This window comes from Bradyrhizobium sp. B097, assembly GCF_038957035.1.
GTDB lineage: Bacteria > Pseudomonadota > Alphaproteobacteria > Rhizobiales > Xanthobacteraceae > Bradyrhizobium.
Genome location: NZ_CP152412.1, coordinates 7,226,026 through 7,250,009, shown reverse-complemented (window position 1 = coordinate 7,250,009; position 23,984 = coordinate 7,226,026). Strand labels below are relative to the sequence as shown.

Here is a 23,984-nt window from a genome sequence, read left to right as displayed (position 1 = left end):
TGGCTAATCAAGCTTCTGGATTTCCTTGAGAAGGTTCTCGATCTGCTTATCCGATAACGACCCGCGTTTTGCTTGTTTTGCTGTTTCCTGCTTCAGTTCGCGTAGTGTTGGCTTCCGGCCGAACTGATCCCTGAGAATTTTGTAGACTGAATAGGCAGCGATAATGAACTGAGCAGCTTCCTTGAGGAATTCGAAAACTTCCATAAGGGGAAACGGTCGGCCCTCTTCCGGCGGAACGATCGTGACATCTCCGGAAAGCAGGTCGTTGAGCGAATTTGGGCCAACAGTCCTGCATTCCTCAGGAAAGACGTTGGTCAGTATGTTGCGCGCGAGATCCTTCTCATTCATGGACGCCTCCATGCCCTGCCGCTTGTGCATCAAGCTCGGTCGCGATCCCAGTTTAACGCCTGGCGCGGGCCTCCGCCCGGCGATGTTCGATAGCCTAGCTACGGTGCGCCCCTCGATCCAGCTAAAGTTCAGCCAATTGCATTTCAAACACGTTGACCCACTGAGCCGCGCCCCCTCGGAGGCCGTCTTGCTGAACGAAATTTTCAATAGTGGTCAATATTGACCAGCCCCGGATTGTTGCTCGGGCAAGACTGGCTCCATCGCCGTCCGAATAGGCAGTTACCGGCGACAGAGAGATCGGTAGTGCTCCCGCCCAATACAGGGGAAAGCATGATGTCATCTGTCCAGCCAAATCCGCTATACAGCAGCGCGGAGATCGGAATTCTTCCGTGCTCCAGGTGTGGCAAACCTATGCGGTTGGCTTGCATATTCGATTTTGCAAGAAAGCGGGGTGTTGGGCCTCGGTTTCTTGCGGTTTGGCATTTTGCTTCAGAGCGATTCGTGATTCCCTGACGGCGGATCATCGGCATTGGGGACGGCGATGAGCAAACCACGGGATGATCGCCAGAAAGACATGTTGCTTCCGGCGCTTGATCCAATCATCGACATGGGGCACCCTCTGGTACGATTGGCGGCGCTGATCGACTGCAAGCTTCTGGATGACCGCTTTGGTTCGGTGTACCAGACCGGTCCGGCGCAACCAGGCCTGCCAACGCGGGCGGCTGTCGAGCCCATCATCGGCCGCGTCAAGGCCGAGCACGGCATTGACCGCAACTATCTCAAAGGCCGCCTCGGCGACCGCATCAACGCCGTTCTCGCCGCGGCCGGCTACAACTTCGGCCTGCTCCTGCGGTGGCTCACAGCACGCTTGCGTGCCATCATCCGGGCGCTCGCCGAAACCGTCCCGGCTCAAAACATCGCTTAAATCAGCGCGGGTCCGCGTTCTTCAGCGGACTATTTAGGCCAAGGCGCCGGGCGCCTATCGCGCGGATGCCGGAAAAGCAATGTCATCCGGCCGCCGAGCGCAACTTTGACCGAACAATCAAGTAGAAATCCAAGTTAGGATTGGCGATCTGATGGATTTGCTCTCTGTCCTTTGCGACTCTCGATCCGAGAGTCCATGAGCGCCTTTGTTGCCGGAAAGTCGTATATACGTACGTAGCTAGCGATGGCGGCCGTTACTTCTGAGGATACATAATCCAGTCCGCCCGAGACAAGATCCAACACGTAGCTCAAGTGAATATCGACTTCTTGGTAAGTAAATAAGCCGGATTGGATCATATGCTGAAACTGTCCGAGTCTAAAGAAAAGCCAATCGAAATTATCTCGGACTACAGCTTCGTGCTCTGTAAAGCCTCCATCATCGTGCTTTCGAAGAGCTCGCGCGATGACGACCGCGCGACCCTCCTTCAGGAATTGATCGTGTAGATGAGGCCGATTTTGCGCTTCTACGTACGCTGCATCATCATGCAGCGTAAGCACTTCTTCGTCATCGTCATCTGCAATGACCAGCTTTCTAATATGCCAGTCGAGCATGTATGTCGTCCGTTCGACGCTTTCGTCACTGAAGAAGTCCTTGACCTGATTAGCTAGAAATTCAGCCTTCTTCCAGTTTTGTTGCTCAGCAGCCTGGACGGTCGCGCGCTCGGCTGCTTCTACTGAAAGAACATAGCTATTTGAGGCGACCTCAGCTTGCCGCGCGGAAATCTGTAGCTGCTTGTATATGAACGCAAAGCCTAGGGCGGTAACGGCAGGGCCGAGCAGCGCTAACAGCCAGAGTCGGACGTGTTCGGGTAATGACGGGTCGGCAGCAGCTTCAATCATATTGCTACCCCATCGAGGCGGTAGAAATGGCAGCGCAAATCAACTTGGAAATCGGAGTCAGGATTTCACGTCCAGATTGAGTTGTCTAGATAATTCACGCAGGACCACGTCAACTCGTTGGGGTAGAGCGGACATCGGTCAGCTCTGCCGTCATCGGGCCCCCGGAGTACGGCTGTCTTCGGTAGTGGATCAAAGCCGCCTAAACTCGACATCGGGAAAGGAAAGCTGCATCGATGTGATGCATGCGACCCTCTCGGTGAAGGGTCTGTGTTGCCATATAGTGCACGCAATGGAAGGAGAGCGTCGGGAGCAAACAACAAGACCAGGAAAGGGGACGCCGACCGTATCCGAGTGTCTCGACGACGGCTCAATGATCGAGCTGGTGTATCAGCCCAAAGAACGTAAAACGTTGCTGGCACTCTACAGCGCGGCCCACTGGACACTCCTGCCGCATGTCGATCTTGCCGCAGTTCGGCGCCTCATTCCTTTCTCACCCGAGAACAACCTCATCAAGAACAATGTCGTTCTGCTGCCTTCGGAACCCCGCATCTACGATACCGAAGAGCGTCTTGTCTCTGAGATACGGCAGTTCATCCACCGCTATGTCGACCTTTCTCCAACGTTTGAGCATCTCGCCACTTACTACGTCCTTCTCTCCTGGTTGTACGATGCCTTCGCCGAGCTACCGTACCTGCGCTTGCGCGGTGATTTCGGGACAGGGAAGACTCGTGCGCTCCTCGTCATCGGCTCGATCTGCTACAAGCCGTTCTTCGCGAGCGGTGCATCCACTGTTTCACCGCTCTTCCACACGCTCGACGCATTTCGTGGAACTATGATATTCGATGAGGCGGATTTTCGGTTCAGCGATGAGCGGGCTGAGATCACGAAAATACTGAATAACGGCAACGTCCGCGGCTTGCCAGTTTTGCGTACCATGATCGACCGGCAGCGTGAGTTCAATCCGCGCGCATTCCAGGTCTTTGGCCCCAAAATAGTTGCGACGCGCGGAATCTACGAAGACAAAGCCCTAGAGAGCCGTTTCCTCACCGAAGACATGGGCGGGCGCCCGCTTCGTAGTGACGTGCCGATCAACCTGCCGGATGAGATGCACGAGGAGGCTCGGGAGCTGCGCAACAAACTCTTGTTGTTCCGATTCCATCGCAGGTTTGATACTGCAATCGATCCGTCGCTTGCCGACGTAAAGCTCCAACCTCGCTCTAATCAAATTCTTCTGCCGCTGTTGAGTATCGTCAAGGACCCAACGCTTCGAGACGAGCTTCGTCTGCTCGCGCTCAACACCCAGGAAAGTATCGTTGCAGAGCGGGGACTGCAGACAGAAGCGCAGGTGTTGGAGATATTGGCCAGCGAGGTGCTGGACACCGAACGCATGACAATCTCTATCGCCTTTATTGCCACCGCGTTTATAGGACGTTTTGGTACCGAGTACGATCGCCCCATCACGAACCGCTGGACCGGCGGCATTCTGCGGCGGCGACTGCACATTAAGACGCACAAAAGTCACGGCATCTACGTGGTCCCGGAGATTGAGAGGGAGCGCATCAGGCAACTTTGCGATCGCTATGGCGTACAGCGGGCTTAGCGGTGCTCCTTCCGGTTTACAATTGGGGGACGTGGGGACACGGGGGACGTCTTAGTGGACGTCTTTTTGCTGGACGACTGTTGCGCTGTAAGGTCGATACAGCGAACGACGATCGGCGTGACATTACCATTTGCTACGTCCCCACGTCCCCGGATCGGTCTTTCGGTGATTCACCGCGATCGTCTGGTCGCTTGTAAGGACCGTTTATATATTTCAATGCTGCATCCAAACGATGCATTCTGACCTCTCTGGGGAAAACAAGCGACAGGCGAAGATAGCGAGTATGCCGATCGGTCGATGTCGGCATACAATTATGAAAATTAGAAAAAGATATCTCCGTTCATATCGCCTGCGGTTTGCGTTGAGCCAGGCCGAACTTGCGTACCTCATCGGATGCAAAGGCCGAAACCGCCTCTCGGACCTTGAAAGGGGAGCGCGAGAGCCAACCCTTACGGAGATGCTCGCGCTCTACATCCTCTTTGGCACAGAGGTAATTGAATTGTTCCCAGCGCTCTTTGCCGAGACTGAGGGAGCGATACTCTTACGTGGGAACGATCTGTACGAGCGCCTGCAGGGCGTATCGTTGAAAGCAACTCCGGCTAAGCTGGATTGCCTTGAAGCGATGTTTGAACGAGTGGAGAAAAGGAAGAATAAGCAAAAACGTATCATATGTTGAAGCGTTACGATCTCATTATGGCTATATACATCACGCGGCACGGCTTCGCATTTGCCTTGTTTGAAGGGGCGCTCGCGCCCCTTGATTGGGGTGTAATCCGGCGCAGCGAACCGAACAAGAACCGTCGATGCATCAAAGCTGCGACTGCACTTATAGAGCGTTGTCGTCCGGACTGTGTTGTCTTGCAGGACACGTCCTGGACCGGCACTCGCCGCTCACAGCGCACTTCCGCGCTTAATGCTGCATTCTTTGAGCTTGCAGACTGCAATGATATTCCGGTCTGTGTCTTCACGCGAGAGCGGGTTCATGTGACCTTTGCAGACCTAGGACAGGTCACGAAGCATTCGATTGCTGAAGCGATCGCGAAGAGAATTCCGGCATTCGAGCGATACGTGCCGCCGCGGCGGAAACCCTGGATGAGTGAAGATGACCGCATGGGACTCTTTGATGCTGCGGCGCTTGCGCTGACGTTCTTTCGAGAGGTGGGCGAGAGCCGGCGCGAAGTCGCGTGAGCGTTTCGCGCTTCTCCTTGCGATCCAGCGCCGAATTCCTCGGAGCTGGTAGCGAGGAGAAGTGCATGTCTGAGATTGAAACGTCAGAGAAGATCGCCGCACTCAACGACGCCTTCCGAAAAACACTGTCCGGCGGGCAAGTACTGATGACGCCCGGCGTAAGTAGCCTTCCGTCCATGGTCGTGGCGGCGGTGATACTGAAAGTGACCGAGTTCTGTGATTTCTCGTCGAACAACGATCCGCACGGAGAGCGCGACTTCGGAAGCTTCGAATTGTGTTTGCGAAAGTTCTTTTGGAAGATTGAATACTACGGTCCAACGTGTGAGTCCGGCTCCGAAGATCCCGCCAAGACGACCCGTGTGCTCACATTGATGCTCGCAAGCGAATACTGAGCAGTGCGTGTCGGAGCTCTGCGCAAGCAGGGAACGTGATCGCCAGCCATCGCGACGCGAGCAGATTCCCGCTTTGGCAAGGCAATCGCTGTTCGCGGGCTACGTCTGGAGGCTTGCCATGGAAGCGCTTCTGCATGGGCTTCTGTGCTCCCACCAGTGCGACCACGCGGGAGCCTCGTTACAACGAGGCTCCCGTTTTGTATAGCAGTATCAACAACACTCAGGCGGCACAAAAGTCAGCGCAGCGCGTTTGCCGTTCAGTCGCCCGATGATCCTTCACTTGTCGAACGGCCCCTTCGCTCGCAAGTTTACCCAGAACTTCCGCCAGCCTGCCCAGAAAGTCTTTATACCAATCTTCCTCATTAGGCATCTGCCACAACCGCAAACCAGCGACGTAGCCGGTGAGAGCGATGGCGCCCGCCATGGTGGTCGGCTTTGAACGCATGAGGACCTTTGTTTGCCGTTCTAGAGGCGCACTCTTTTTGTCGACAATCTTCCCAACGCCCTCGTATTCGGGACCTGAGATAAATTGTGCCCATATAGCGCCAGCGTCATCATAGTCCTTTGACACCTGCCGGTGGCGCGCGATCGCTTTGAAAACCGGGTCGATTGATTCCTTCGCCTTCACAGGGCGGCGCTGTTTGATCATGTATTTGCATTCTTTGATTTGAGTCTCGAGACCGACGGTCCCGCCAGCAACTCAAGACTGTCTATGGCTGGACGCCGACGGAACGCGACAACGCGGCGCTCTTGGTTCGTAGCAGGAGCAGGAAACATGCCATGCCGAGGACGTTACGCCGGCCCCATCGCATCACCGACCTCGCATGGACGCACTATAAGCAGCACTCTTTCCCATCGTTGGATGAAACGAGCGGCTCAGGCCAGTCCTATCAAAAGGGTTCTGACTCGCGTCAGTCAATCCTCATTGCCGACGATCGATTCCATCAGCGACACCAGCTGGCGCTGCACGGTTTGATCCTTGATCTTGCTGTAGGCGCGCAGCAACCGGAGGCTGAACGCGCTGTCGAGGAACAACAAGCTCTCGACTTCGCGGGCCTTGTTGTCGCCGTCGTAGAAGAACGTGATCGGCACATCTAGCGTGTTGGCGATCTGCTGAAGGCGGGCGGCGCCGACGCGGTTGACGCCCTTCTCGTACTTCTGAACTTGCTGAAAGCTGACGCCCAGCCTGTCGCCGAGCTCCGCCTGCGAAATCTTCTGCTCGACACGGCGCAGGCGAATCCGTTTGCCCAACTCAATGTCCGGCCTGCCGGCACTGCGCTGCTTCATCTTCTTTGCTGCTGATCTGTTCATTCTTATGACCCGTCCTTCAAATTTAGAATCCCTCGCCCGGTCAGGTTAGGGACACGTTGATAATGTACAGCGTTAAGCTCGAGTGGATCGTCAGTGCGAATCTCTAAACAGAGAAATCGCGGGATGGCATCCAAGCGCATTTGGTAGTCGGGAAGCACTCGTGATATCGACTCCGTCGATAATCTAAACGGATCGCGCCAAGCCTTCTCGACACTGCTCCACATTTGCAGAATATTGACCGAACTACAACTACCACGGGTCACGGGTTTGCGCCCTCTTGTTGGTGTGGGTTGGCTGGTCAGGACGTCCGTCGGCGTCGTATTAGTCAATCATATGCGGCGAGGCTTGTTTGCTTCGGCTTGAAATGCACATTGAAGCAGGGATGTGCCGAGGGCGGTCGATAACTCGGAATTCATTCAATTCGCTTTGCGAGAGCGCAGTGAATGTGGGGCCGCAACGGCTTACTTGGACGAGGCAGGAGTTGATTGCTCTACCCTGATCCAAGAGTCCGTCATGAAGTGACGTTTATCGAGCTGCATCGCCTGTAGAACCTGCGGCCTAAATCCCACGCATTTGCACGATGCAGGCGAGTTGCCAATGACCGACATTGGGACGAAATCGGCATTCGGCGTTCGCGCACAGAACGCGAATATAGCCTTTGAAGGTGTCATACTTGAGCTCATTGTTTGGCACGCGCTGCCGCTCGCGCCAGAACCACAGGCCCAGACCTCACCATCCATGCAGCGCCAAACATAAGTATTTGTAGTCGAGGCTGCGGCTAGCGCTACCTCGCTGGTCGCGTCCAGCAGCACGCTTTGAGGGGTATCCAGAGTCGTCGCTGCCCTGCAGAAGGCAAACACGTCGACTCTGTTGGTCGTTGGCGGCACATTTTCCGCTACGGGGGTGGTCGACGGTGTAGCTATCCCGAATTCCTTGAGACGCGCCTTGAGCGCGTTTGTGACGCAGCTCTTGCTGCGGTCCTGTTCACATCGTTGATCGATCTCGCTTAGCCAGGCGGCGTTCGCTTGCTGGAGTTGATCTCGCCCAGCTTGGTCAGTCTTCATTTGTGCTGCATGGTAAGCCGCGTTCAGCTGTTTGGATAGTTGCGCAGCTTCGGCGTCGTTGCAAACCCAATGACCCAGGGGATACTCCTGATCTACACTGCTACAGACAAGTCCGAGTTTGTATGATTGCGGTTGTTGGGCTACCACCTCCGGGGGAGAGAGGAAGAAGAGTACAGCGATAGTGCCAATCAGCCGCATTGAATAATATCCTTATGGCTCGCTGGGTAGCCGTCTCGTACTCAATGATTGCGCAAGAGCTTTGAGGCTTCGTCCGCGCGCGGATCTGCTCGTGACTTATCGGATGCGCAAAGGGATGGAGAGCCGTCAAGCGGAGCGCACGATACGAAGTGCAGCATGCACTTCGTGAGCGATGGGCATCTCGTTCTATGCGCCCCAGCTGCAAGGCGATCTTCCAGTCGAGAATTCGCTGGCTCGCAAGCGCTGCTTCTTGGCGGTTTGGTTTACATCGCTTCTCTCGAAGAGATTGCAACGCGCAAAGGGATTCCAATCGGAGAGCCGTTGCAAGGGGCCTTCATCGGCCCGTTCCGAGTGCTTGCCCCGTCGCGCGCTCGCTATCTACAGCTCGTTATCTCGTCCGAAAAGACGCCGCAGCCGACTGCGGCGATTGCTGGCATTCTTTCTGAGTTACTCAACTTGGCCAAGCCGCTCATTAACTTCATCAAAGCCGGGTGGGGGAGTGAGCGGTTCTCTGACGAGGAAACGAGTGTTGAAAACGAAATGAGCGTAGTGCAATTCGCGTACCTGAATGGGCAGAAGATTGTGTTGACAGGTGATGCGGGGCGAGGCGCGCTAACTGAGGCGGCAGAGTATGCGCCGCAAGCAGGGTTATTTCTCCCAGGCGTAGATCGCTTCCAGGTGCCGCATCACGGTGGCCGGCGAAATGTGTCAACTGATCTCTTGGATCGATGGCTCGGACCACGACTAGCTTCGATGTTACCCGACGGTGAAGAGCGCTTCACAGCCATGATCAGCGCCGCAACGGAAGACGAGGATCATCCAAGAAAGGCGGTATTGCGCGCGATGCGGCATCGGGGCGCTCTCATCTGGACGACGGAGGATGGCGCGTTTTCCGTGTTTAACAATGCGCCGCAAAGAGGTTGGAACACGGTTCGGAATAAGGCCTATCCGGATGAGCAAGAAGAATAAGATGAGCGAGAAAACCAAACGATCCAAAGAGAAGTCGCTGAAAGACCAGAACACCCCGTCGCTGGTCACCATCCTAGTGGTCAACGTGGCGATCTTTGCGGTTGCGCTGAAAACGGATCATGTTCTAGCGGCAGACTATCAGGAGGCTCTTAAACACTGGCAGGCCCTCATACCTGCTGGGTTGGGGGGCGTACTCATTGGCGTGATTAATGGTCTGCTTGATGTTCAAACCAAGGTGAGGCTGGTGTTCTGACGCTGGCGCGATCCTTTGCCGGGAAGCCGCGCATTCTCGAAGTATGTTCATCTTGATCCGCGCATTGATGTTGCGGTTCTGAAATCGAAGATAGGGCCGTTCCCGACAAAGCCGAGCGAGCAAAATGCACTCTGGTACAAACTCTACAAGTCGGTGGAGAATGACCAGCGCGTATTGCATGTGCATCGACTTTTTCTACTGACGCGGGACTACACCGGCATGGCGGTTATGCTGCTAATCGTATTCGGTGGGATTGGTGCCTTTGCGATGCAGACGTATAAGACCGAGCTGATTTATGTGGCGGCGCTCCTGCTCCAGTTCCTCCTTAGTGGGCTGGCGGCCCGAAACTATGGCGTCAGGTTTGTAAATACCGTGCTTGCTTTGAAAGCCATTTGAAAAGAAAAGCTATGGGAGTTTTTCACTTTCTTAATGTGCGCAACGGAGATTGCTCCGTTATTCAGCATCCATCTGGGCACGTAACCGTCGTCGACGTTTACAACGCGTCTATTGTGGAGCCGGCAGAACGATAGGAACTCGCAAAAGCAGACGCTGTTCGTGGAAACTTCAATCAGAAGGCTTATCCGGAAAATCCGATCGAGTATTTAAAGCAGTTCAATATTAGTAGCGTATTTCGTTTCGTGTTGACTCACCCGGATATGGATCACATTGGGGGCATCAAGGATTTCTTTGAGACGTTCAGCCCTACAAATTTTTGGGATACGGCAAACACCTGCGAGAAAGATGAGTTTGGGGACGGCGGTCCACATGACGAGGAAGACTGGCTCTTTTACAAAAATCTGCGCGGTCAAGACTCCTCGTCAGATCCAAAGCGACTGGTGCTGTACGCTGGCGCGAAAGGAAAATACTACAATCAGGGTGAGAACGGTACTGGGGGAGGCGATGGATTACAGATACACGCACCTACCAAGGAGTTGATCCAGGCCGGCAATGAGTGCGATGACTTCAACGATTCATCCTACGTGACACTCTACCGTTCGAATGCGGGCCGAATTCTACTTGCTGGCGATTCTCACGATAAGACGTGGAAGCACATACTGGATAACCACGAGGACGAAGTTCGCGACGTAGATCTGTTGCTCGCCCCACATCATGGGAGAAAATCTGATCGGTCCTATGAGTTTCTCGATATCGTCAATCCAGCACTGACAGTTTTTGGCAACGCCAATAACGGGTATCTTGCTTACGGTGCCTGGAATTCGCGCAAGCTTCCATTCATTACAAATAACCAAGCCAACTGTATGGTGGTAGATACGAACGGATCGTCGATGTCGGTCTACGTGACCAACAAGATCTTCGCTGAAACATCCAATTCAAACACGTTTTATTCTGAGGCGCACAAAGCGTATTTCCTGCGAACGATTGCGCGTTCAACATAAGCGGCCTGCTCCAATGTTTGGTTGTTAGGTCGGCCGGACGATCCGGCGCTGATGAACTGGAGGTTGAGATGACGGTGCTCAAGCCATTCAAGCGGACGGCGCGTCCAGAGGCCGATGGAAGATATTCCGAATATTGACACTACGTTAGGCATCGGCTGTAGCCGCAAAGGATGGTTGCGAAACGCTCTCCTTGTGCCATCCTGCTTATATTATCGTCAAGGTTGAATGGGCCTCAGACGTCCGGTCGCGCCGGAAAGAGGATTGTTGGTCGAAGATGCTGGAAAAGCTGATTGAGTATTTGGCGGGCCTGCTTGCGAGATGGCCGAAAGCCAGAGGTGTCGTCGCGCGCTACCGCCTGGTCAGAATCCAGACGAAGCACTTTCTCAAAAACCACCCGGCAATCACTCTTCTTGTACTGCTCGGGGCTCTAAGCCTGTTCGCAATCAATCCAAATAATCTTCCCGAGATTGTACGACCTGAACACAAGTGCCATGTGATAGAAACGGAGAACAAGGAGCTCTACCAGCCGGATGGCGACAATCTGCGGTTCGGCGAGGAAAGACCCTGCGATCACCAGCAGCCGGTCGGACTCGAGTTTTTCAATCTGAGCGATGTTCACTTTCACGAGGACAAGCCACCGATACCTCTGGTTTCTGCCGGCATCTTTCTCAAGGAAACGGCGCGCAACATTGCCGCGCCGGGGCAATGGCACGAATACTCCGTGTACAAGGAGGTCAACAATTTCCTCTGGAATAACGCAACGACAACAGCTGTCCCTCAACAGCGTTTCGTAAAGGGATCATGCGACGCCACGCTCGACGCAGCGCGATTTGATACGGAAAACAGGCAGGGCCTGCTGCTCAGGAGCGACGCGATGCGATCGAACCCCAAGCTTGATCGCGCAACATGGCTCAAGTGCAACTATGGGACCACACCGGACCAGCCGGAATTTAAGATCTGTGATTACGTGTACATTGAGTTCTTTGTCCCGACCATATCTCCCGCGCGCTTATGCCCTGACAAGGTCGGACTTCAAGATCGGTGGTTCGCACCGGGCACAAAGAAGATTCTCCTGACGGATGTGGCGTCCTACAAAGACCTGGGCTTCCTCGCGCGCATGCGTTGGGAGGAAAGGACGGCCACGCCGGTGCCAACCGAGCGTTGGGAGACGCTTTCGAAGGGCTTGCCAAAGATTTGCATGCGGTGGATGGGACCAAAGGGCGAGTGGCTCGGCGATCTATCCAAGTGGCAGGAATTCGCTTCGCTCGGGGCTGCGTGGTGTGACTATTGATGATGAGGATTTCTAGACTGCGCCGTCCCGTCACCTGCATGACCACGGCGGATACGAGACGCTTACGCAAAACTCGGCCGGCGACATCACTTTCGAATGCGAGACCGGCAAGGTGCATATCTTTGCGTCCGACGACACATACGAAGTTTCGCACCTGGATGACGAGGAAATGACCGGACCGGGGAAATACCTCGGCACCCTCAACGTAGGCTAACGTCGAACCGAAGCGGGCTTTTGCGGAGGTGCTTTATGAGCTTTCTAGCCGCGCATCTAGTTTCTATTCTTCAGTGGTTATCCATTGGTCTCGCGCTTGTATCGGGTGCGCTGTGGATTTGGTCGGCCAAAGTGCCACTCAACCTCACCTACCACTCCAACGAGCCATTTGTTCTGGACCTAAAGGTCCTGCAGCAGAGGGCCGATCAGATTACCAATGACGCGGCGGTAAAGGCGACATTTGCAGAGCAGTCGCGCCTGAGCGCGGCGGCCGGAGCTGCCGCCTTTCTGTCCGCGATATTCCAGCTCCTAGCCCTTTTCCCCTAGCGCGAACACCCGACATGAGTTTTGATTGAGCTCAAACTCATTTTTTCTAGCCGGAGTCCGATTGGAAAAGATTCGGGCGGCAATGGCGCAACGAGTATGAACCGCTATTATTAATCATGCCCTGGAATCACAGGGCGGGCTGTTCAAGTGGCTCAGGCCCGGTATGTGTTTGACGTGGTGAACATCGATGGCAAGCTCAAGCCGGAACTCGACGACGCGTAGGCTGTAGGCTGCGCCATGGTAGGTGCGATGGGCTTCCAACAGAAATGGTCGGAGAATATACCTGAACTGTTAGCGTCCGGGAATTGGTTCTGAAAGCATCCGTATAGGGTGCCGTAAATTGTAATAATCAATATACCGGTCGCTGCACTGTGTTATGCCGGCGAGCATTCGGTGAAATAGGATTTTGAGTATCTTGCTGTTAAGGATTGCGTCAGTGGGACTATCGGATATTCCGCCGTGCGCTGACATATTGCGGTGCTTCCACGACTTCGTCTCGACGTCGCTGATTGAAAGACCTAGGGCGTCGAGTAATCGCTCAAGAATCAGGTTCTGTGGTGCCTGATTCAGTGAGGAAATTTTGCCTTCCAGAATCTTCCTGACATCAGGGTCTATGCGCATCGCTGTCGCTGAGAGCGCGTGCCTGCTTAATTGCCACGTTGCACAGGGCATCGAGCACGTTGGGAGAGACCTGGGCGCAGCGCTGGTTAGCAAGAATGACTCCGATGTTCATCTTGCGAGCTTGATCGAGCAGGGTGGTAATATTCGCGTCGTTCGCAATGTAGTCGTGGCACTCGTCGATGTAGCAGAATGTCGCCTTGCGCTCTTCTCGGGCGAGCGAAGCGCGTTCCTGTGCGCTTTGAACGAGCATGGCGATGAAGAAGCGGCCGAACATTTCGGTCCGCTTCTCTTTGAGGAGATCCTTGTCGGTGTTGATAAGAATAACTTTGGAGGATTGAAGCTCGGTAAAGAGATCGAGCTTGGATTTTGGGTTGGAAAACATCCGCTCGAACGTGGGGTTCTCCAGCAGATACATGAGGCGCCAAGCGACTGAATTGTACGTCGTTAAATTGCGTGGCGAAGAAAAGCTTAAAGATTACCTTGCCGGTCAAGCTTCTGCGCTGGTCGCGCCGCAAAATCAAAAACATCCCGTTCTCCAGAGATATAAAAAGAAAAGTGTGGCGCAGCCGGTGTGCCCGTGCAAGTCGCATTGTAAAATTTCAAGCTTGTTGCTTGAGGTCAGTGGTTGGCGCTTAAAATGCCGGGCCTTTAGTCCGCCGCTTGACGCTCCGAGGCGCTCGAACGATTAGCGCTGCAACGATCGTTCTCCGCACGATCTTTGTACGGATCGAACAGACAAAAGCCGCTGTCTAACTTTAGATTAGTTTTCTGTGGTTGACGTGCCGTGCCAGAGCTCTTGATGATTCTTTAGTTTGTAGTGTTCAGCTTGATCGTTGGAATAGTTCGTCGAGCGCGCGTCCGCGGGACGCGGCGCGCGCGAGAAGAGAGATCAAGTAAGAATAATAGGAGTCGGGGCGCAATGCTCGATGGCCGGTCTGCGGAAGATGTTGAAATACATAGCGAAGTCGCGCTCCGTGCTTCGCTATACGGTATAGCGGCGTGCTTTGCCGTCGCTTTGCCGGTTTCTTCGGCGCGCCGGCCGCATTTCCGTCGCACGCCAGCCGAACGGCTTCGCGGACTGTTGGAGGCGCGCTCTTTAGGCGACGCACAATCGTTTCTGAACGACCTTTCGGAATACTGACCCGAGTTCCCACTCGTCTATTCCGAGACCGAAAAATTGGGCGGCGAGTTTCGAACCCCGCCGCCCCAAAAAATACCCTTCAGAAAGTGTCTGCGATTTATGCAGCGCGAGGACGTGAAGCGATCCAGGCTTCCACCTCGTCCGCGAACCATGCCACCCTGCAAGTGCCGAGATTAATCCGGATGGGAAACTTCCCGACCTTCTCAAGGCGGGCAATATGCGCGGGAGAGTAGGGAATACCGTAAATCGATTTCAGCTCCTTCTTCGTTACCAGCCTTCTCAACATGTTCATCGAACACTCCATGAAGAGCGTCGACGCCCATGGTTTGAGGAACCAGCTAGCGGGCGGAGAAAACATACGTGCAGATAGCTGAATGTGCAACCAGAACATGGTTGCACATGGCTGCGCCTCGCGGGCCTCGCAACTGAGGTTGTGCCGCCCGTCTAAGGAGCTGGCGGATTTCGAAACCATCTTGCACTTTCTTCGATCAAAAAGGATGTCACAAAGTTGAGCGCTTTCCGAAGGACTGCTGAGCCCGGTCGCAGATGGCCCGCACGGCAAATCCGTCAACTTGGCGATCGCGGTTTCGAGCAATTGAATCACACGTCATCGCGCGAAAGAGGGGCGCGTCTTTCGTGAACTATGCGGGCGATCTCGATTTCATTCGGTGTCACTCGATAAAGGGCAACATAGGGGTGCGCAAACGTCGCGCGAAGTCCTGGAAGTATCTCATCGCGAGCAGGGCCCATGAATGGCTCGTGTTTAACTGTTCTTGTGGCCTCGTCGATTTCGAGAAGCAAGCGTTCCGCAACCTCGTGCGAAGCGACCTCGGTAAAGTAGCGGTAGATGTCAAATAAGTCGCGGCGGGAAGCGGGGGACCAGGAGAGCCGTCTAGCTGCGGCCATACATGTCGCGCGCTTGCTTGATAACATCTGGCATATGGAGGTCTTCTCCCAGCCCGGCATCCAGTTCGCGGATGCCGATCTCCACATCCGTGCGCAGACGGGTCAGCATCTCGACGTTCTCAAGAAGTTCGTGACCGATCTTCTCTTGAGCCGCCTCAGGGAGTGCAGAGGCCTTTGCTATTGCGAGTTCTAGCGTCTTCGTTGTCATACGGAAAGTATTATAGCACAGATTTGACTTTGCTGGCTGGCGATCCTGCTCGTCGCGTGCGTATCGGGGACTGCGAAACTGAGAGGAAGGTAGGCCGGAGAGCTGCTTAGCCGAATGGCACCTGGACTAGGTGCACTAGCTGTGGAATCTCAATAGGTCGTTCTCCGGGAGACGGAGGCGGCTGATGGGTGGTTTGGCTTCCAGGCTGCCGTGTGGGGCGATGCCAGTTGTAGTTATGAAGCCAGATCGGCAGGTCTTTGGCGCGCTGGTCTGAGGTGTCATAGGCGCGGGCATAGGCCCACTCACGCAACGCTGTCTGGATGAAGCGCTCGGCCTTGCCGTTTGTCTGTGGTCTGTAAGGCCTGGTGAAGATGTGCCTGAGGCCGAGCTTCCTGCACGTCCTGATGAAGGCCTTGGCACGATAGCATGAGCCATTGTCGGTCATGATGCCGGTGATCTTGATGCCGAGGCTGCGATAGTGGGCGATGGCGTCTCTGAGGAAGGCGATGGCGCTCTCCTTCTTCTGGTCGCGCCTGATCTGGGAGAATGCCAGGCGCGATGCGTCGTCGATGGCGACGTGAACGAACTCGTGGCCGGCACCACGGCTTTCGCCCTTCTGGCGATCGCCGGTGATGCGGTGGCCGGGTCTTACGAACCTGCCGAGCTTCTTGATGTCGATATGGATGAGCTCGCCGGGATTCTCGCGCTCGTAACGGCGCACCGGCTCGGCCGGCTCCAGTGCCTTGAGTTTGCTCAGGCCGAGGCGCTTCAGCACCCGGCTCACCGTCGCTGCTGACACCCCGACCTCCGTCGCGATCCGCCGGCCGGTCATGCGCTGGCGCCGCAGGGCCTCGATCCGGTCGATCACCGCCTGGGGCGTCGGGTTGCGCGGGCGATGCGGCCGCGAGGAGCGGTCACGCAGCCCCTGCAGGCCCTCGCGCAGATATCGATCGGTCCACTTCCGTATTGTCCGCGGGCAAACGCCTACGGCATGTGCGGCGGCCTTCGGCGTCTGCCCGCTCCGCACCAGCTGAACAATGCGCTCTCGACCTCGCGGCGTAAGCCGGGCATTCTCATGGATGTCCATTCGGTTTCTCTCGTGGTTCGCTAAAGCTTCGACAACTTCAGCTTCCCCGACCGGGACCGAATGGACAACCTATTGAAAGCTTAAAACTAGCCAAGCAGCCACTGGTGGAATGAAGATCTCCAGCGCAACAAACACCACGACGACTACGACTAAGTAAACGGCGATACCTTGAATAATACGTTGAGGGAGGGGAGGGTATGGCGGCTTATCGCTCGCAGGCCATGCAAACCTTTCTTCCCAAATGTTTTGCGGGACGTCGGCCGGACGAATCCGTTCCAGCGGGAGCCAAGCTCGGTAAGCCCGAACGCCCCGCTCGCGTGCAATCGCGCTCCTCAACCAAAGGACGTTCCACCGTCCTACTATATCCGCAGCAGCGGTGATCAAGGCGCGCAAAGCAACGAGGATTAACAAGCAGACCAGATAGACATACGCGATCATGAATCCAGAAGTAAGCCACGCTCTTGTGAAAGACTTTACGGTGAGGAGCTTTGAGGACAGTTGAACTGACAGGTCTACGAGCCGATCGAGGCCACTGAAAAGTTGGCCGGCCAACGAAGTATCGTCAGCAGCCTGCAGCCATAATATGATGGCAATGACGATGAGAAGCTGAAAGAGCGGAAAGTTTGCTATGCTCCGTACAGGAGCGGAAAGCAATTTGAGTACCCTCATGATGTCCTCTTGTTGAGGCTCAACAGTGCCGAATTGGGGAGTGAATTTCGGTGCTGCCGTCCGTCGCCGTCGAGCTATATGCGGAAAAAACACGGCTTGGTACGATACGTACGCTGCCGCTATTTCTTAGGGGTGCGAGCCCGGCTCGATTTTACGAGTTTCCGACCGGCTCGCAGCGGGGCCAACTCTTCTGCACTACTTTAGGGTTGATCTTGCGGTAGTTTCGCGCAATTGTAATTGTCTATTGTCCTATTATTGTTTTCAACAAAGTGACATGTCCAATGAGATTGCTAATCGCTTTCTTATTCCTCTGTGCAATTCCGGGCGCTGCTTCGGCGCAAACGCCTACTCTCAATTCGATTGTGAAAGAGGTGGTCGACGATTTCCGTCAGCATCGATCGCGTGGCGGGTACGATCTGCACAAGGCCTTCACGCGCGATTTGAAGTATGGAAGTGACTGCTGCGTCAGAGCGACCGATCCGCCAGTGACCATGTGTGTTGCGGGCGTGTCGGAAATCATTATTGAAACCCTGAACCGTTACGCCGCGAGCGCGAACGATCAGAGTCCGTTTCAGAAATTGCCCCTAACCAGCTGGACAAGAGGCAATCTGACTTCGATACGGGCGAACATTTTTATGTACGACGGCACTGGCTCTCGAGGGACGGGACATGCCTTGGAAAAGCTTGGGCTAGGGAAGGAGAAAGGCTTTTCGGAATTGAAGCCATACGACTTTGTTAACTTGAACAGGACATCGGGCAGCGGACACGCGGTTGTCCTTATAAGTTTCCTGGACGCGAATTCGAATGAAACCCCGAACTACTCTCCGAGCGTGATTGGATTTCACTACTTTTCGGCTCAAGGCAAAGGCAAGCCTGATGCAGGTTTTGCGGATCGTTTCGCCTATTTCGATGGTAAATGTCCAGACCAACCCCTCGCCGGGCGAGCTCGCGACTGCGGCGTGATCCGGAGCAGCAACAAGGCCCTGCTGGACGGCGGGGAGCTGTGGTCACCGTCGGCCTGGACCACGACGCAGGCGATATCTCGAATTACGACTCGAGTTCGGGGCGTTTTGGAGTCGCGATTTGCTGGGCAACCCAGAGGCTTTATCGATACCAAACTAAATGTGGAGCTCGAAAAGGAGCTGGCACCGAACCTCGAACAGTTCAACGGTGAGACAACGGATTAAGAGATGATTGGCATGGTTTGTGTGCGTGAGCCGTTTGCTCTGAAGGCGCTTGCGACGGCTGCCGTGCTTACTTTGCTTGCATGTTGTGCCGCGAGCGCCACAGTGCCGGCGCGTCCTCGCTTTGCGTTATTGATTGGAAACGACACTTACGGTCCGTCTCAACCAGCGTCCAGCTTGCCAGTCAATGGCGATCCATCGCTTCCGGATCTGCATAACGCGTGTAGCGACGTAATGGCGGTCGGCGCGCAGCTTGAGCGTGTTGGCTGGAAGGATGAGGACATTACGGTAAAGTGCGATCTTACGAAGCCGCAGTTGGCCACCGAAATCGAGTCGTTCCTCGATAGGCTTCAGCAATCGGACGAGGCGACGGCGGTATTCTACTTCTCGGGGCATGGCATCGAGGTCGCGAAGAAGAACTACATATTTGGAACTGATGCCCGTCCGGACGTTGGTCACGCGGTGGATACGTATCTTCGATCTGCCAACGCTACGCTTTTTGGAAATGATGCAATCGATGTGAACTGGTATCTGCTAGGAAGAATCGGGGAAACCTATAACAATGCGGTCCTGATTGTTCTCGATGCGTGTCGAGAAAATCCACTTCTCGATGAGCTCAATCGACGACTTGTGCAACGAATCCGATCAGTGAATGTGCAGGCAAATCCAGATTGGCTTGTTACTGCGCTCAGGGTGCCTGATAATCCTCCAGATGGGATTGTGACTGCGTTCTCGACCTCGAATGGTGATTTGGCCGCAGATGGATTTGGCTCAGTCAGTCCCTACGCGGACGCGCTGACCCATAAAATTCGCCCGAGCATCACCATCGACCAGATTCTTAATGAGACGATGGCGCAAGTTCATGATCAAACTCGGTATACTGCGCGCGAGCAACGCCCTGATCGTCGAGGATTCTTTCGTCCTCCACCGCGGTGTTTTGCGGGATGCATCGATGAAGCGTCGCAACCTGATCCCAGTCCTAGTCCAGCCGTCAAAGATGGTTGGTTAGAGTTACCAGCCATCAAAGAGGGGTGGTTAGATCTAAAAGGGACTGCCGCGCCGACCAAGGTGGCTTTGCGGACCGGCGACATCGCTCTAGATCAACCAGCCACCCGTAGCTCGGTCGTACAGGTTCGGTTTGCTCAGTCAAATCTTTCTATTGAATTGCCTGAGATGCGGAAGTCTCAAATTTTGCTGGACCAATCGCCTTTGAGTTTGGGCAAGATTGTAAAGGATCCGGCAACTGTGACGCAGCTTGCCGTAGACGTTTTCTGGTGCAGTGGTGATTCTTTGGCGCAGGCGCGCTGGGTGAGGGCATCCGAGGTAGCGTCTTCAATCGCAACCACCGCCAAAATCAATCCGCTGATCGAAAACGCGATGGTGAGCAGGGTTGCCGTAAAACCGATCCCGTTGGGCTCGAGCAGCAAACGATCGTTTGATCCGGACTCGATTGTCCTGGAATATTCGTCCTCGTTGCCGAGTAACAAAAAGTGGGCGGAGGTGCTTCAGTCTAGTTCGATCGTGCCTATTCGTATTCAAGCTGCTGATGCACTGAACCCAAAATATCCTAATTATCTGTCGGTCTATATCTGTCAGAACCTTGTTCAGGAGAAATCCACCAACAGAGTTTTCATGCAAGTGGCGGACGGCTCGCAGGTGAAGCTTGCGCAGACCATCAATTCTGGCCTCGCATCAACTGGCGATTTTGTCGTTGCGGAAAGCATAGAGGTCCAACCTGTTGCATCTCACCCAGACACGGAAATCCGTTATTTCTTTGAAGACGACAAACCTGCGGCTGAAAAGATTCTGGGCGTAGTTGCGGATAATGCAAAGCTTCCGGCTCATCTCGTATACCTGCCTAGCTATCAGCCGAAGACGAGCCAAGGTTCGTTTGAGATCTGGCTTGGCAGTCGCTTGATCTTCGCACATGACGACACCACGGCGAAAAATCTTGATACCGCGAGCGAAATTATTCGTGTTTCCGATGTTAGTGCGCGCGACGGTCAAGGCAATACCGTGGGACGATTGAGTAACATTGTATTGTCCTTAACGGGCCAAAGCGCGAAGTCGGATTCGGCGCAAAGCAGTTTCTATTCGTTGAAATACAGCTTCTATAACGGTTCAGGAACTCAGCGAGGCGATCAGACTGTTACATTGGCGTTCAAAGGAGAAAATGACGCAATAGTTGCAATCGATAAATTTCCGCTTGACCGTCGCCGATGTATATATGGCGGACCAGAAGTTCGATTTCAGAACGGCGTGGTCCCCGTCGCAAAGGAAGCAATTCGTAACATCGATATCACGATTACACTTGTTTCGGGCGTGCAAACACCCTGCTAATCTTGGGGAGCAATGAGATTACTGGACCTTTGCGATGCTCGCCATGCGAGAGCTGCCCCGCGCCGAGACGTGCTTGAGGGCTCGGGGGGCCGAAGACTGCGCGGCCAATGCAGCGGCATCGTTTGTAATCAATACGGAGAGCTAATGAGCTTTTCCGAAGTCATCGCGCAGTCGCAAGCAGCTGGTGGTTGCTCAAAGCCGCCGCAACTTCGGAAGATCGATTCGCCACTTCAGCTACTGAGTCTGCAGCTGAGGAGCCTCTACCAGAAATTGCATAACAGAGATATACTAATCAATGCCATTACTTGAATCGTTTTGCGATTATGCTCCACCCCTCGCCAGCAACGGTTAGTACTTTCGAATATCCTTTGCTGGGCCATCGGCTCGCCGTAGACGTCACCGGAAGTGGAACTCCGGCTGTCTTTATTCACGGAATTGGGGCAAATAGGAAAACCTGGGAGCCAATGGTAGCCCGCTTGGCGCAACGGCTCACCTGCCTGAGCCTCGACCTTCCGGGAGTGGGCGACTCGTTGCCGGCCCCCGAGTTCGACTACTCTCTTGAAAGTCTAGCAAAGCTGATCCGACATTTCGTGATGGGTAAAGAACTCCGGAATGTCACTCTCTTTGCCCATTCGTTCGGCGCCGGCATTGCACTCCTTTCGTTAATACAGGGGGATACAGATTTCTCGCAATGCGTCGCACGCCTCTGCATCTTGGATGGCATGTGCTATCCTCAACGATTTCCGCTTTTCGTGGCGGCATTGCGAGCGCCGATTTTATCGCAAGTTGTGACCGAGCTTCTGCCAACAAGACTGCAAGCTCTGTCCGTTCTACAACAGTGCTATTTTGACGCGAGCAAGATCACGAACTCGCAAGTGGCCTCATACTCCCACACGCTCGAACGTCCACAAACACGGAATGCCGTCCGGCGCATGGCGCGGGAAATCGATCCTGATCATCTAAGCAAATACCTGCCCGCTCTAAAGACAATTACCATTCCTACTCTCCTTATCTGGGGACGCCATGATCAAATCGTGCCGCTTCAGAATGGGGAGCGACTAGCACGCGATATCCCGACCTCGGAACTACACGTGCTCGATGCATGCGGACACATGCCTCAAGAGGAGTGCCCTGATTTGGTTGTCGAGTTGATTATAGCCTTTTTGAACAAAACGAATATCACACCTGCCCATCCATGATGAGCCGATGGCCTGACCTGCTTTCTCTTTACTGGCCGGTGCTTGCAGTATTTGTGTGCTGCGTACTGCTTCTTTTCCCTCAGACGGTATTCGAAAAAGCAGGGCTAGTGAGAATATCGTTTCTCGACTGGATCTCAATCGAGCATGACTTTCACAGGGGGATCATTCGACTTCTGGCATTCGTTCTTGTGCTTGCGTTTGGCTCCGTGCCGGCCTTTAGGGACTATTCACATTTCTTCCCGGATCTAATGAAAGTAAACGTGTTCTTTGACGACTCTGGAACAGAGCAAGCTATCGAAGGCATGTCCAGCATCGATGTCGCTAAGCTAAATCTAGCGCCTGACTGGAAGCAACGAAAGAAGGAGTACTTCGACAAGATCAACCGCGAGCTACAAGCTTCCGGAATAGAATTCAAATTTGTGGATGCGCCGGGACAGACATCCGCAGTTGGAGAGCTGCGATTTCGAACCCAAGCAATCGACAAGTGGGGAGCTCAACTCTATCGCATCATCGAAGCAAGCGGGTCGCTCACACATGTGAGTCAAAGCCCAGGGGCAGAGGAGCATCGAATATTCTCTGAATTCGCGCTTACAGACTCTGACTCTAACCTCATTCGAGGAACAGTGCACGACGTCTATTGGAGACATGGCATATTGATAATGCCAAGATTTAAGCAACTCTACCGCGTCTCCCCCTCGCGCGAAATCTACCATCACTCCTTAATTGCCGCGACTCGAGTAGATGTTTTTCCTTACATCAATATTAGCAAGACTGTGTACCTGGTTTCTTCCCAAGACGGCCGAAACATACCCGTGGGCTATGGATACTACTCTTTGCCGTGAATATAGCCATCCACTTAATTGCTATGCTTCCTGTGAGGCGTGGCGCATTGATGGAGGTCACGGGTGACGTTGCAACGAATAAAATTCAATGGGACAATCGTGCGCGCCGATCAGCGTTTCCCAATCGAATTCGAAACGTGGGCCGGTGAAGATTCCCGGCTCCAGATCGAAATCGAGCCTCTGCCGGCTCAGGTTCTGCTCGCTCTCCAGGGCGCTATGGGCAAACCTGGTTCATTCTCAGAAGCGCTTGTCCTCGAAGGAATTGGTCCAAGGGACGAAACGTTCTTCTCAGACAGCGTCGATGTGCGTGGCGTCAATTTTGGGACAAGCGGAAATGTGCTGAAGGTGGCGGCACGGAAAGCGAAGATAGTCATTCATTGTGCCGAGTCAGTCCTGACGCCGCGGATGAGGTTGTGGTTCCGCGGTTTCAAATCGTTCCGGAATCCGAGGGTGAAAACATCTTTGGGGCTTGTTGAGGTGCTAGGCGATGCCAGGGACGTCGCTGTCGACGATATGTCCGGAAACGTGATTGTTCAGGCTGAGGCTGAGACTAAGCTTGAGGGTTGGGTGGAAAGGGCCGATGACTTTCTCACGTTCATGCATCGGGGACTGGGTTTTGCACACGGAAGTCGCCTGCAAACGCCGCGACTGGATTTGCGCATCGGGTGTCTTTGGGAGGTGACTTACTACCAAGGAGATGGATTTGGGGTAGGGCTGCCACCTATCCATCATCTCAACCAGGGGCCATTTATCGAGGCGCTAGCCAAGCGGTTCGACGATCCGAGACCGTTTCCCGATATGATATGGACAGCCATTGGTTGGCTTCACAACGACAATTCCTTCGACGAAGGGCGCTTTCTGATGTCGATGACCGCTCTCGAGGCGATGGTTGAACACGTTATCCCAAAGTCTCTGACGACGGTCGTATCGAAAGATAATTTTGAGGTCATTAGAGCAAAATTGCTCGAAGCGATCACGATATCTGAGCTCGAGGAGACGCCGCGAAAGATTTTTGAAGGCAAGGTCAAAAGTCTCAACGGACGGACGCTCTCCCAGAAAATCCAGGCTCTTCGCGACCATTACGGTTTGTCGAAGGCGATCTTCAGCGACGACGCGGTCGTCGAAATAATAAGAGCCCGCAACGATATCGTTCATACTGGTGAGAGCGCCGGACAGGGGAAGCTTTGGTCTAAGGTCGTATTCGTGCGGGAGCTCATTTCCCAGATCGTATTTCACGAGATCGGCTACTCTGGTCCGTACGAAAGCTATGTTGATGGGTATCGAATGGTTCATCCCGGACTGGAAACTGCCGCCACATCGAGTGGTGCAAGCTCTGGAGATTAACCGTAGAGTGGGCGGCGGAGCGGGCTCTGTGCTGTTGACGCCGACTCGCCCCATAGCGTACATAGGTG

The 23,984-nt window shown here is 54.3% G+C and carries 22 protein-coding genes and 2 pseudogenes; 15 read left to right on the top strand and 9 right to left on the bottom strand.

The window, feature by feature from the left end:
- Window positions 1-3: 3 nt before the first annotated feature.
- On the bottom strand, window positions 4-348 hold the full coding sequence (locus tag AAFG07_RS33280; RefSeq protein ID WP_342723928.1) for a hypothetical protein: 345 nt from the start codon (window positions 346-348) through the stop codon (window positions 4-6).
- A gap of 715 nt (window positions 349-1,063) precedes the next feature.
- Here AAFG07_RS33280 and AAFG07_RS33275 point away from each other — a divergent pair.
- Window positions 1,064-1,273 (top strand): annotated as a pseudogene (locus AAFG07_RS33275) (IS5/IS1182 family transposase); the annotation flags it as partial.
- Window positions 1,274-1,407: 134 nt separating this feature from the next.
- On the opposite strand, the gene AAFG07_RS33270 reads toward AAFG07_RS33275, so the two are convergent.
- Complete coding sequence (locus AAFG07_RS33270) at window positions 1,408-2,172, bottom strand: hypothetical protein (RefSeq protein ID WP_342723927.1); 765 nt, start codon at window positions 2,170-2,172, stop codon at window positions 1,408-1,410.
- Window positions 2,173-2,542: 370 nt separating this feature from the next.
- On the opposite strand from AAFG07_RS33270, the gene AAFG07_RS33265 reads away from it, so the two are divergent.
- The 3 genes from AAFG07_RS33265 to AAFG07_RS33255 all read left to right on the top strand — a co-directional run bounded on the left by AAFG07_RS33265 (window position 2,543) and on the right by AAFG07_RS33255 (window position 5,352).
- Window positions 2,543-3,772, top strand: coding sequence for a hypothetical protein (locus tag AAFG07_RS33265; RefSeq protein WP_342723926.1), 1,230 nt, complete (start codon window positions 2,543-2,545; stop codon window positions 3,770-3,772).
- A gap of 669 nt (window positions 3,773-4,441) precedes the next feature.
- Complete coding sequence (locus AAFG07_RS33260) at window positions 4,442-4,960, top strand: hypothetical protein (protein WP_342723925.1); 519 nt, start codon at window positions 4,442-4,444, stop codon at window positions 4,958-4,960.
- A 65-nt stretch (window positions 4,961-5,025) separates the two neighbouring features.
- A complete protein-coding gene (locus tag AAFG07_RS33255; RefSeq protein ID WP_342723924.1) occupies window positions 5,026-5,352 on the top strand; it encodes a DUF3768 domain-containing protein in 327 nt (108 codons plus the stop codon).
- A gap of 220 nt (window positions 5,353-5,572) precedes the next feature.
- Here AAFG07_RS33255 and AAFG07_RS33250 read toward each other — a convergent pair whose 3' ends face one another.
- The 3 genes from AAFG07_RS33250 to AAFG07_RS33240 all read right to left on the bottom strand — a co-directional run bounded on the left by AAFG07_RS33250 (window position 5,573) and on the right by AAFG07_RS33240 (window position 7,925).
- Window positions 5,573-6,001, bottom strand: coding sequence for a hypothetical protein (locus AAFG07_RS33250; RefSeq protein WP_342723923.1), 429 nt, complete (start codon window positions 5,999-6,001; stop codon window positions 5,573-5,575).
- Window positions 6,002-6,267: 266 nt separating this feature from the next.
- Window positions 6,268-6,663 carry a helix-turn-helix transcriptional regulator gene (locus tag AAFG07_RS33245; protein WP_342723922.1) on the bottom strand — a complete coding sequence of 132 codons (396 nt, stop codon included), beginning with the start codon at window positions 6,661-6,663 and terminating at the stop codon, window positions 6,268-6,270.
- 461 nt (window positions 6,664-7,124) lie between these two features.
- Window positions 7,125-7,925: a lysozyme inhibitor LprI family protein gene (locus AAFG07_RS33240; protein WP_342723921.1), complete on the bottom strand. Its 801-nt coding sequence runs from the start codon at window positions 7,923-7,925 to the stop codon at window positions 7,125-7,127.
- A gap of 156 nt (window positions 7,926-8,081) precedes the next feature.
- Between AAFG07_RS33240 and AAFG07_RS33235 the strand changes: the two genes are divergently transcribed.
- From AAFG07_RS33235 to AAFG07_RS33210, 6 genes are all read left to right on the top strand, one after another.
- On the top strand, window positions 8,082-8,894 hold the full coding sequence (locus tag AAFG07_RS33235) for a hypothetical protein (protein ID WP_342723920.1): 813 nt from the start codon (window positions 8,082-8,084) through the stop codon (window positions 8,892-8,894).
- 1 nt (window position 8,895) lies between these two features.
- Window positions 8,896-9,147: a hypothetical protein gene (locus tag AAFG07_RS33230; RefSeq protein ID WP_342723919.1), complete on the top strand. Its 252-nt coding sequence runs from the start codon at window positions 8,896-8,898 to the stop codon at window positions 9,145-9,147.
- A 15-nt stretch (window positions 9,148-9,162) separates the two neighbouring features.
- Window positions 9,163-9,543, top strand: a complete 381-nt coding sequence (locus AAFG07_RS33225) for a hypothetical protein (protein ID WP_342723918.1) — start codon at window positions 9,163-9,165, stop codon at window positions 9,541-9,543.
- 260 nt (window positions 9,544-9,803) lie between these two features.
- Window positions 9,804-10,544 (top strand): hypothetical protein, encoded by a 741-nt coding sequence (locus AAFG07_RS33220; protein ID WP_342723917.1) that lies wholly within the window; start codon window positions 9,804-9,806, stop codon window positions 10,542-10,544.
- Between the two features lie 274 nt (window positions 10,545-10,818).
- Window positions 10,819-11,835 carry a hypothetical protein gene (locus tag AAFG07_RS33215; protein ID WP_342723916.1) on the top strand — a complete coding sequence of 339 codons (1,017 nt, stop codon included), beginning with the start codon at window positions 10,819-10,821 and terminating at the stop codon, window positions 11,833-11,835.
- A 249-nt stretch (window positions 11,836-12,084) separates the two neighbouring features.
- Entirely contained in the window at window positions 12,085-12,375 is a 291-nt protein-coding gene (locus tag AAFG07_RS33210) for a hypothetical protein (RefSeq protein WP_342723915.1), read from the top strand.
- 604 nt (window positions 12,376-12,979) lie between these two features.
- Here the strand turns inward: AAFG07_RS33210 and AAFG07_RS33205 are convergent.
- The 4 genes and pseudogenes from AAFG07_RS33205 to AAFG07_RS33190 form a co-directional block, all read right to left on the bottom strand.
- Entirely contained in the window at window positions 12,980-13,411 is a 432-nt protein-coding gene (locus AAFG07_RS33205) for a hypothetical protein (protein WP_342723914.1), read from the bottom strand.
- 1,618 nt (window positions 13,412-15,029) lie between these two features.
- Window positions 15,030-15,251: a hypothetical protein gene (locus AAFG07_RS33200; RefSeq protein WP_342723913.1), complete on the bottom strand. Its 222-nt coding sequence runs from the start codon at window positions 15,249-15,251 to the stop codon at window positions 15,030-15,032.
- A 135-nt stretch (window positions 15,252-15,386) separates the two neighbouring features.
- A pseudogene (locus tag AAFG07_RS33195) lies at window positions 15,387-16,338 on the bottom strand (IS481 family transposase).
- Between the two features lie 69 nt (window positions 16,339-16,407).
- Window positions 16,408-17,007: a hypothetical protein gene (locus AAFG07_RS33190; protein WP_342723912.1), complete on the bottom strand. Its 600-nt coding sequence runs from the start codon at window positions 17,005-17,007 to the stop codon at window positions 16,408-16,410.
- Between the two features lie 281 nt (window positions 17,008-17,288).
- On the opposite strand from AAFG07_RS33190, the gene AAFG07_RS33185 reads away from it, so the two are divergent.
- The 5 genes from AAFG07_RS33185 to AAFG07_RS33165 all read left to right on the top strand — a co-directional run bounded on the left by AAFG07_RS33185 (window position 17,289) and on the right by AAFG07_RS33165 (window position 23,916).
- Complete coding sequence (locus AAFG07_RS33185; RefSeq protein WP_342723911.1) at window positions 17,289-18,194, top strand: hypothetical protein; 906 nt, start codon at window positions 17,289-17,291, stop codon at window positions 18,192-18,194.
- A 3-nt stretch (window positions 18,195-18,197) separates the two neighbouring features.
- Window positions 18,198-20,531, top strand: a complete 2,334-nt coding sequence (locus AAFG07_RS33180; protein WP_342723910.1) for a caspase family protein — start codon at window positions 18,198-18,200, stop codon at window positions 20,529-20,531.
- A gap of 464 nt (window positions 20,532-20,995) precedes the next feature.
- Entirely contained in the window at window positions 20,996-21,730 is a 735-nt protein-coding gene (locus tag AAFG07_RS33175) for an alpha/beta hydrolase (RefSeq protein WP_342723909.1), read from the top strand.
- Window positions 21,727-22,572 (top strand): hypothetical protein, encoded by an 846-nt coding sequence (locus tag AAFG07_RS33170; protein WP_342723908.1) that lies wholly within the window; start codon window positions 21,727-21,729, stop codon window positions 22,570-22,572. The genes AAFG07_RS33175 and AAFG07_RS33170 overlap by 4 nt, the downstream gene beginning before the upstream one ends.
- A gap of 63 nt (window positions 22,573-22,635) precedes the next feature.
- On the top strand, window positions 22,636-23,916 hold the full coding sequence (locus AAFG07_RS33165) for a hypothetical protein (protein ID WP_342723907.1): 1,281 nt from the start codon (window positions 22,636-22,638) through the stop codon (window positions 23,914-23,916).
- Window positions 23,917-23,984: the final 68 nt, after the last annotated feature.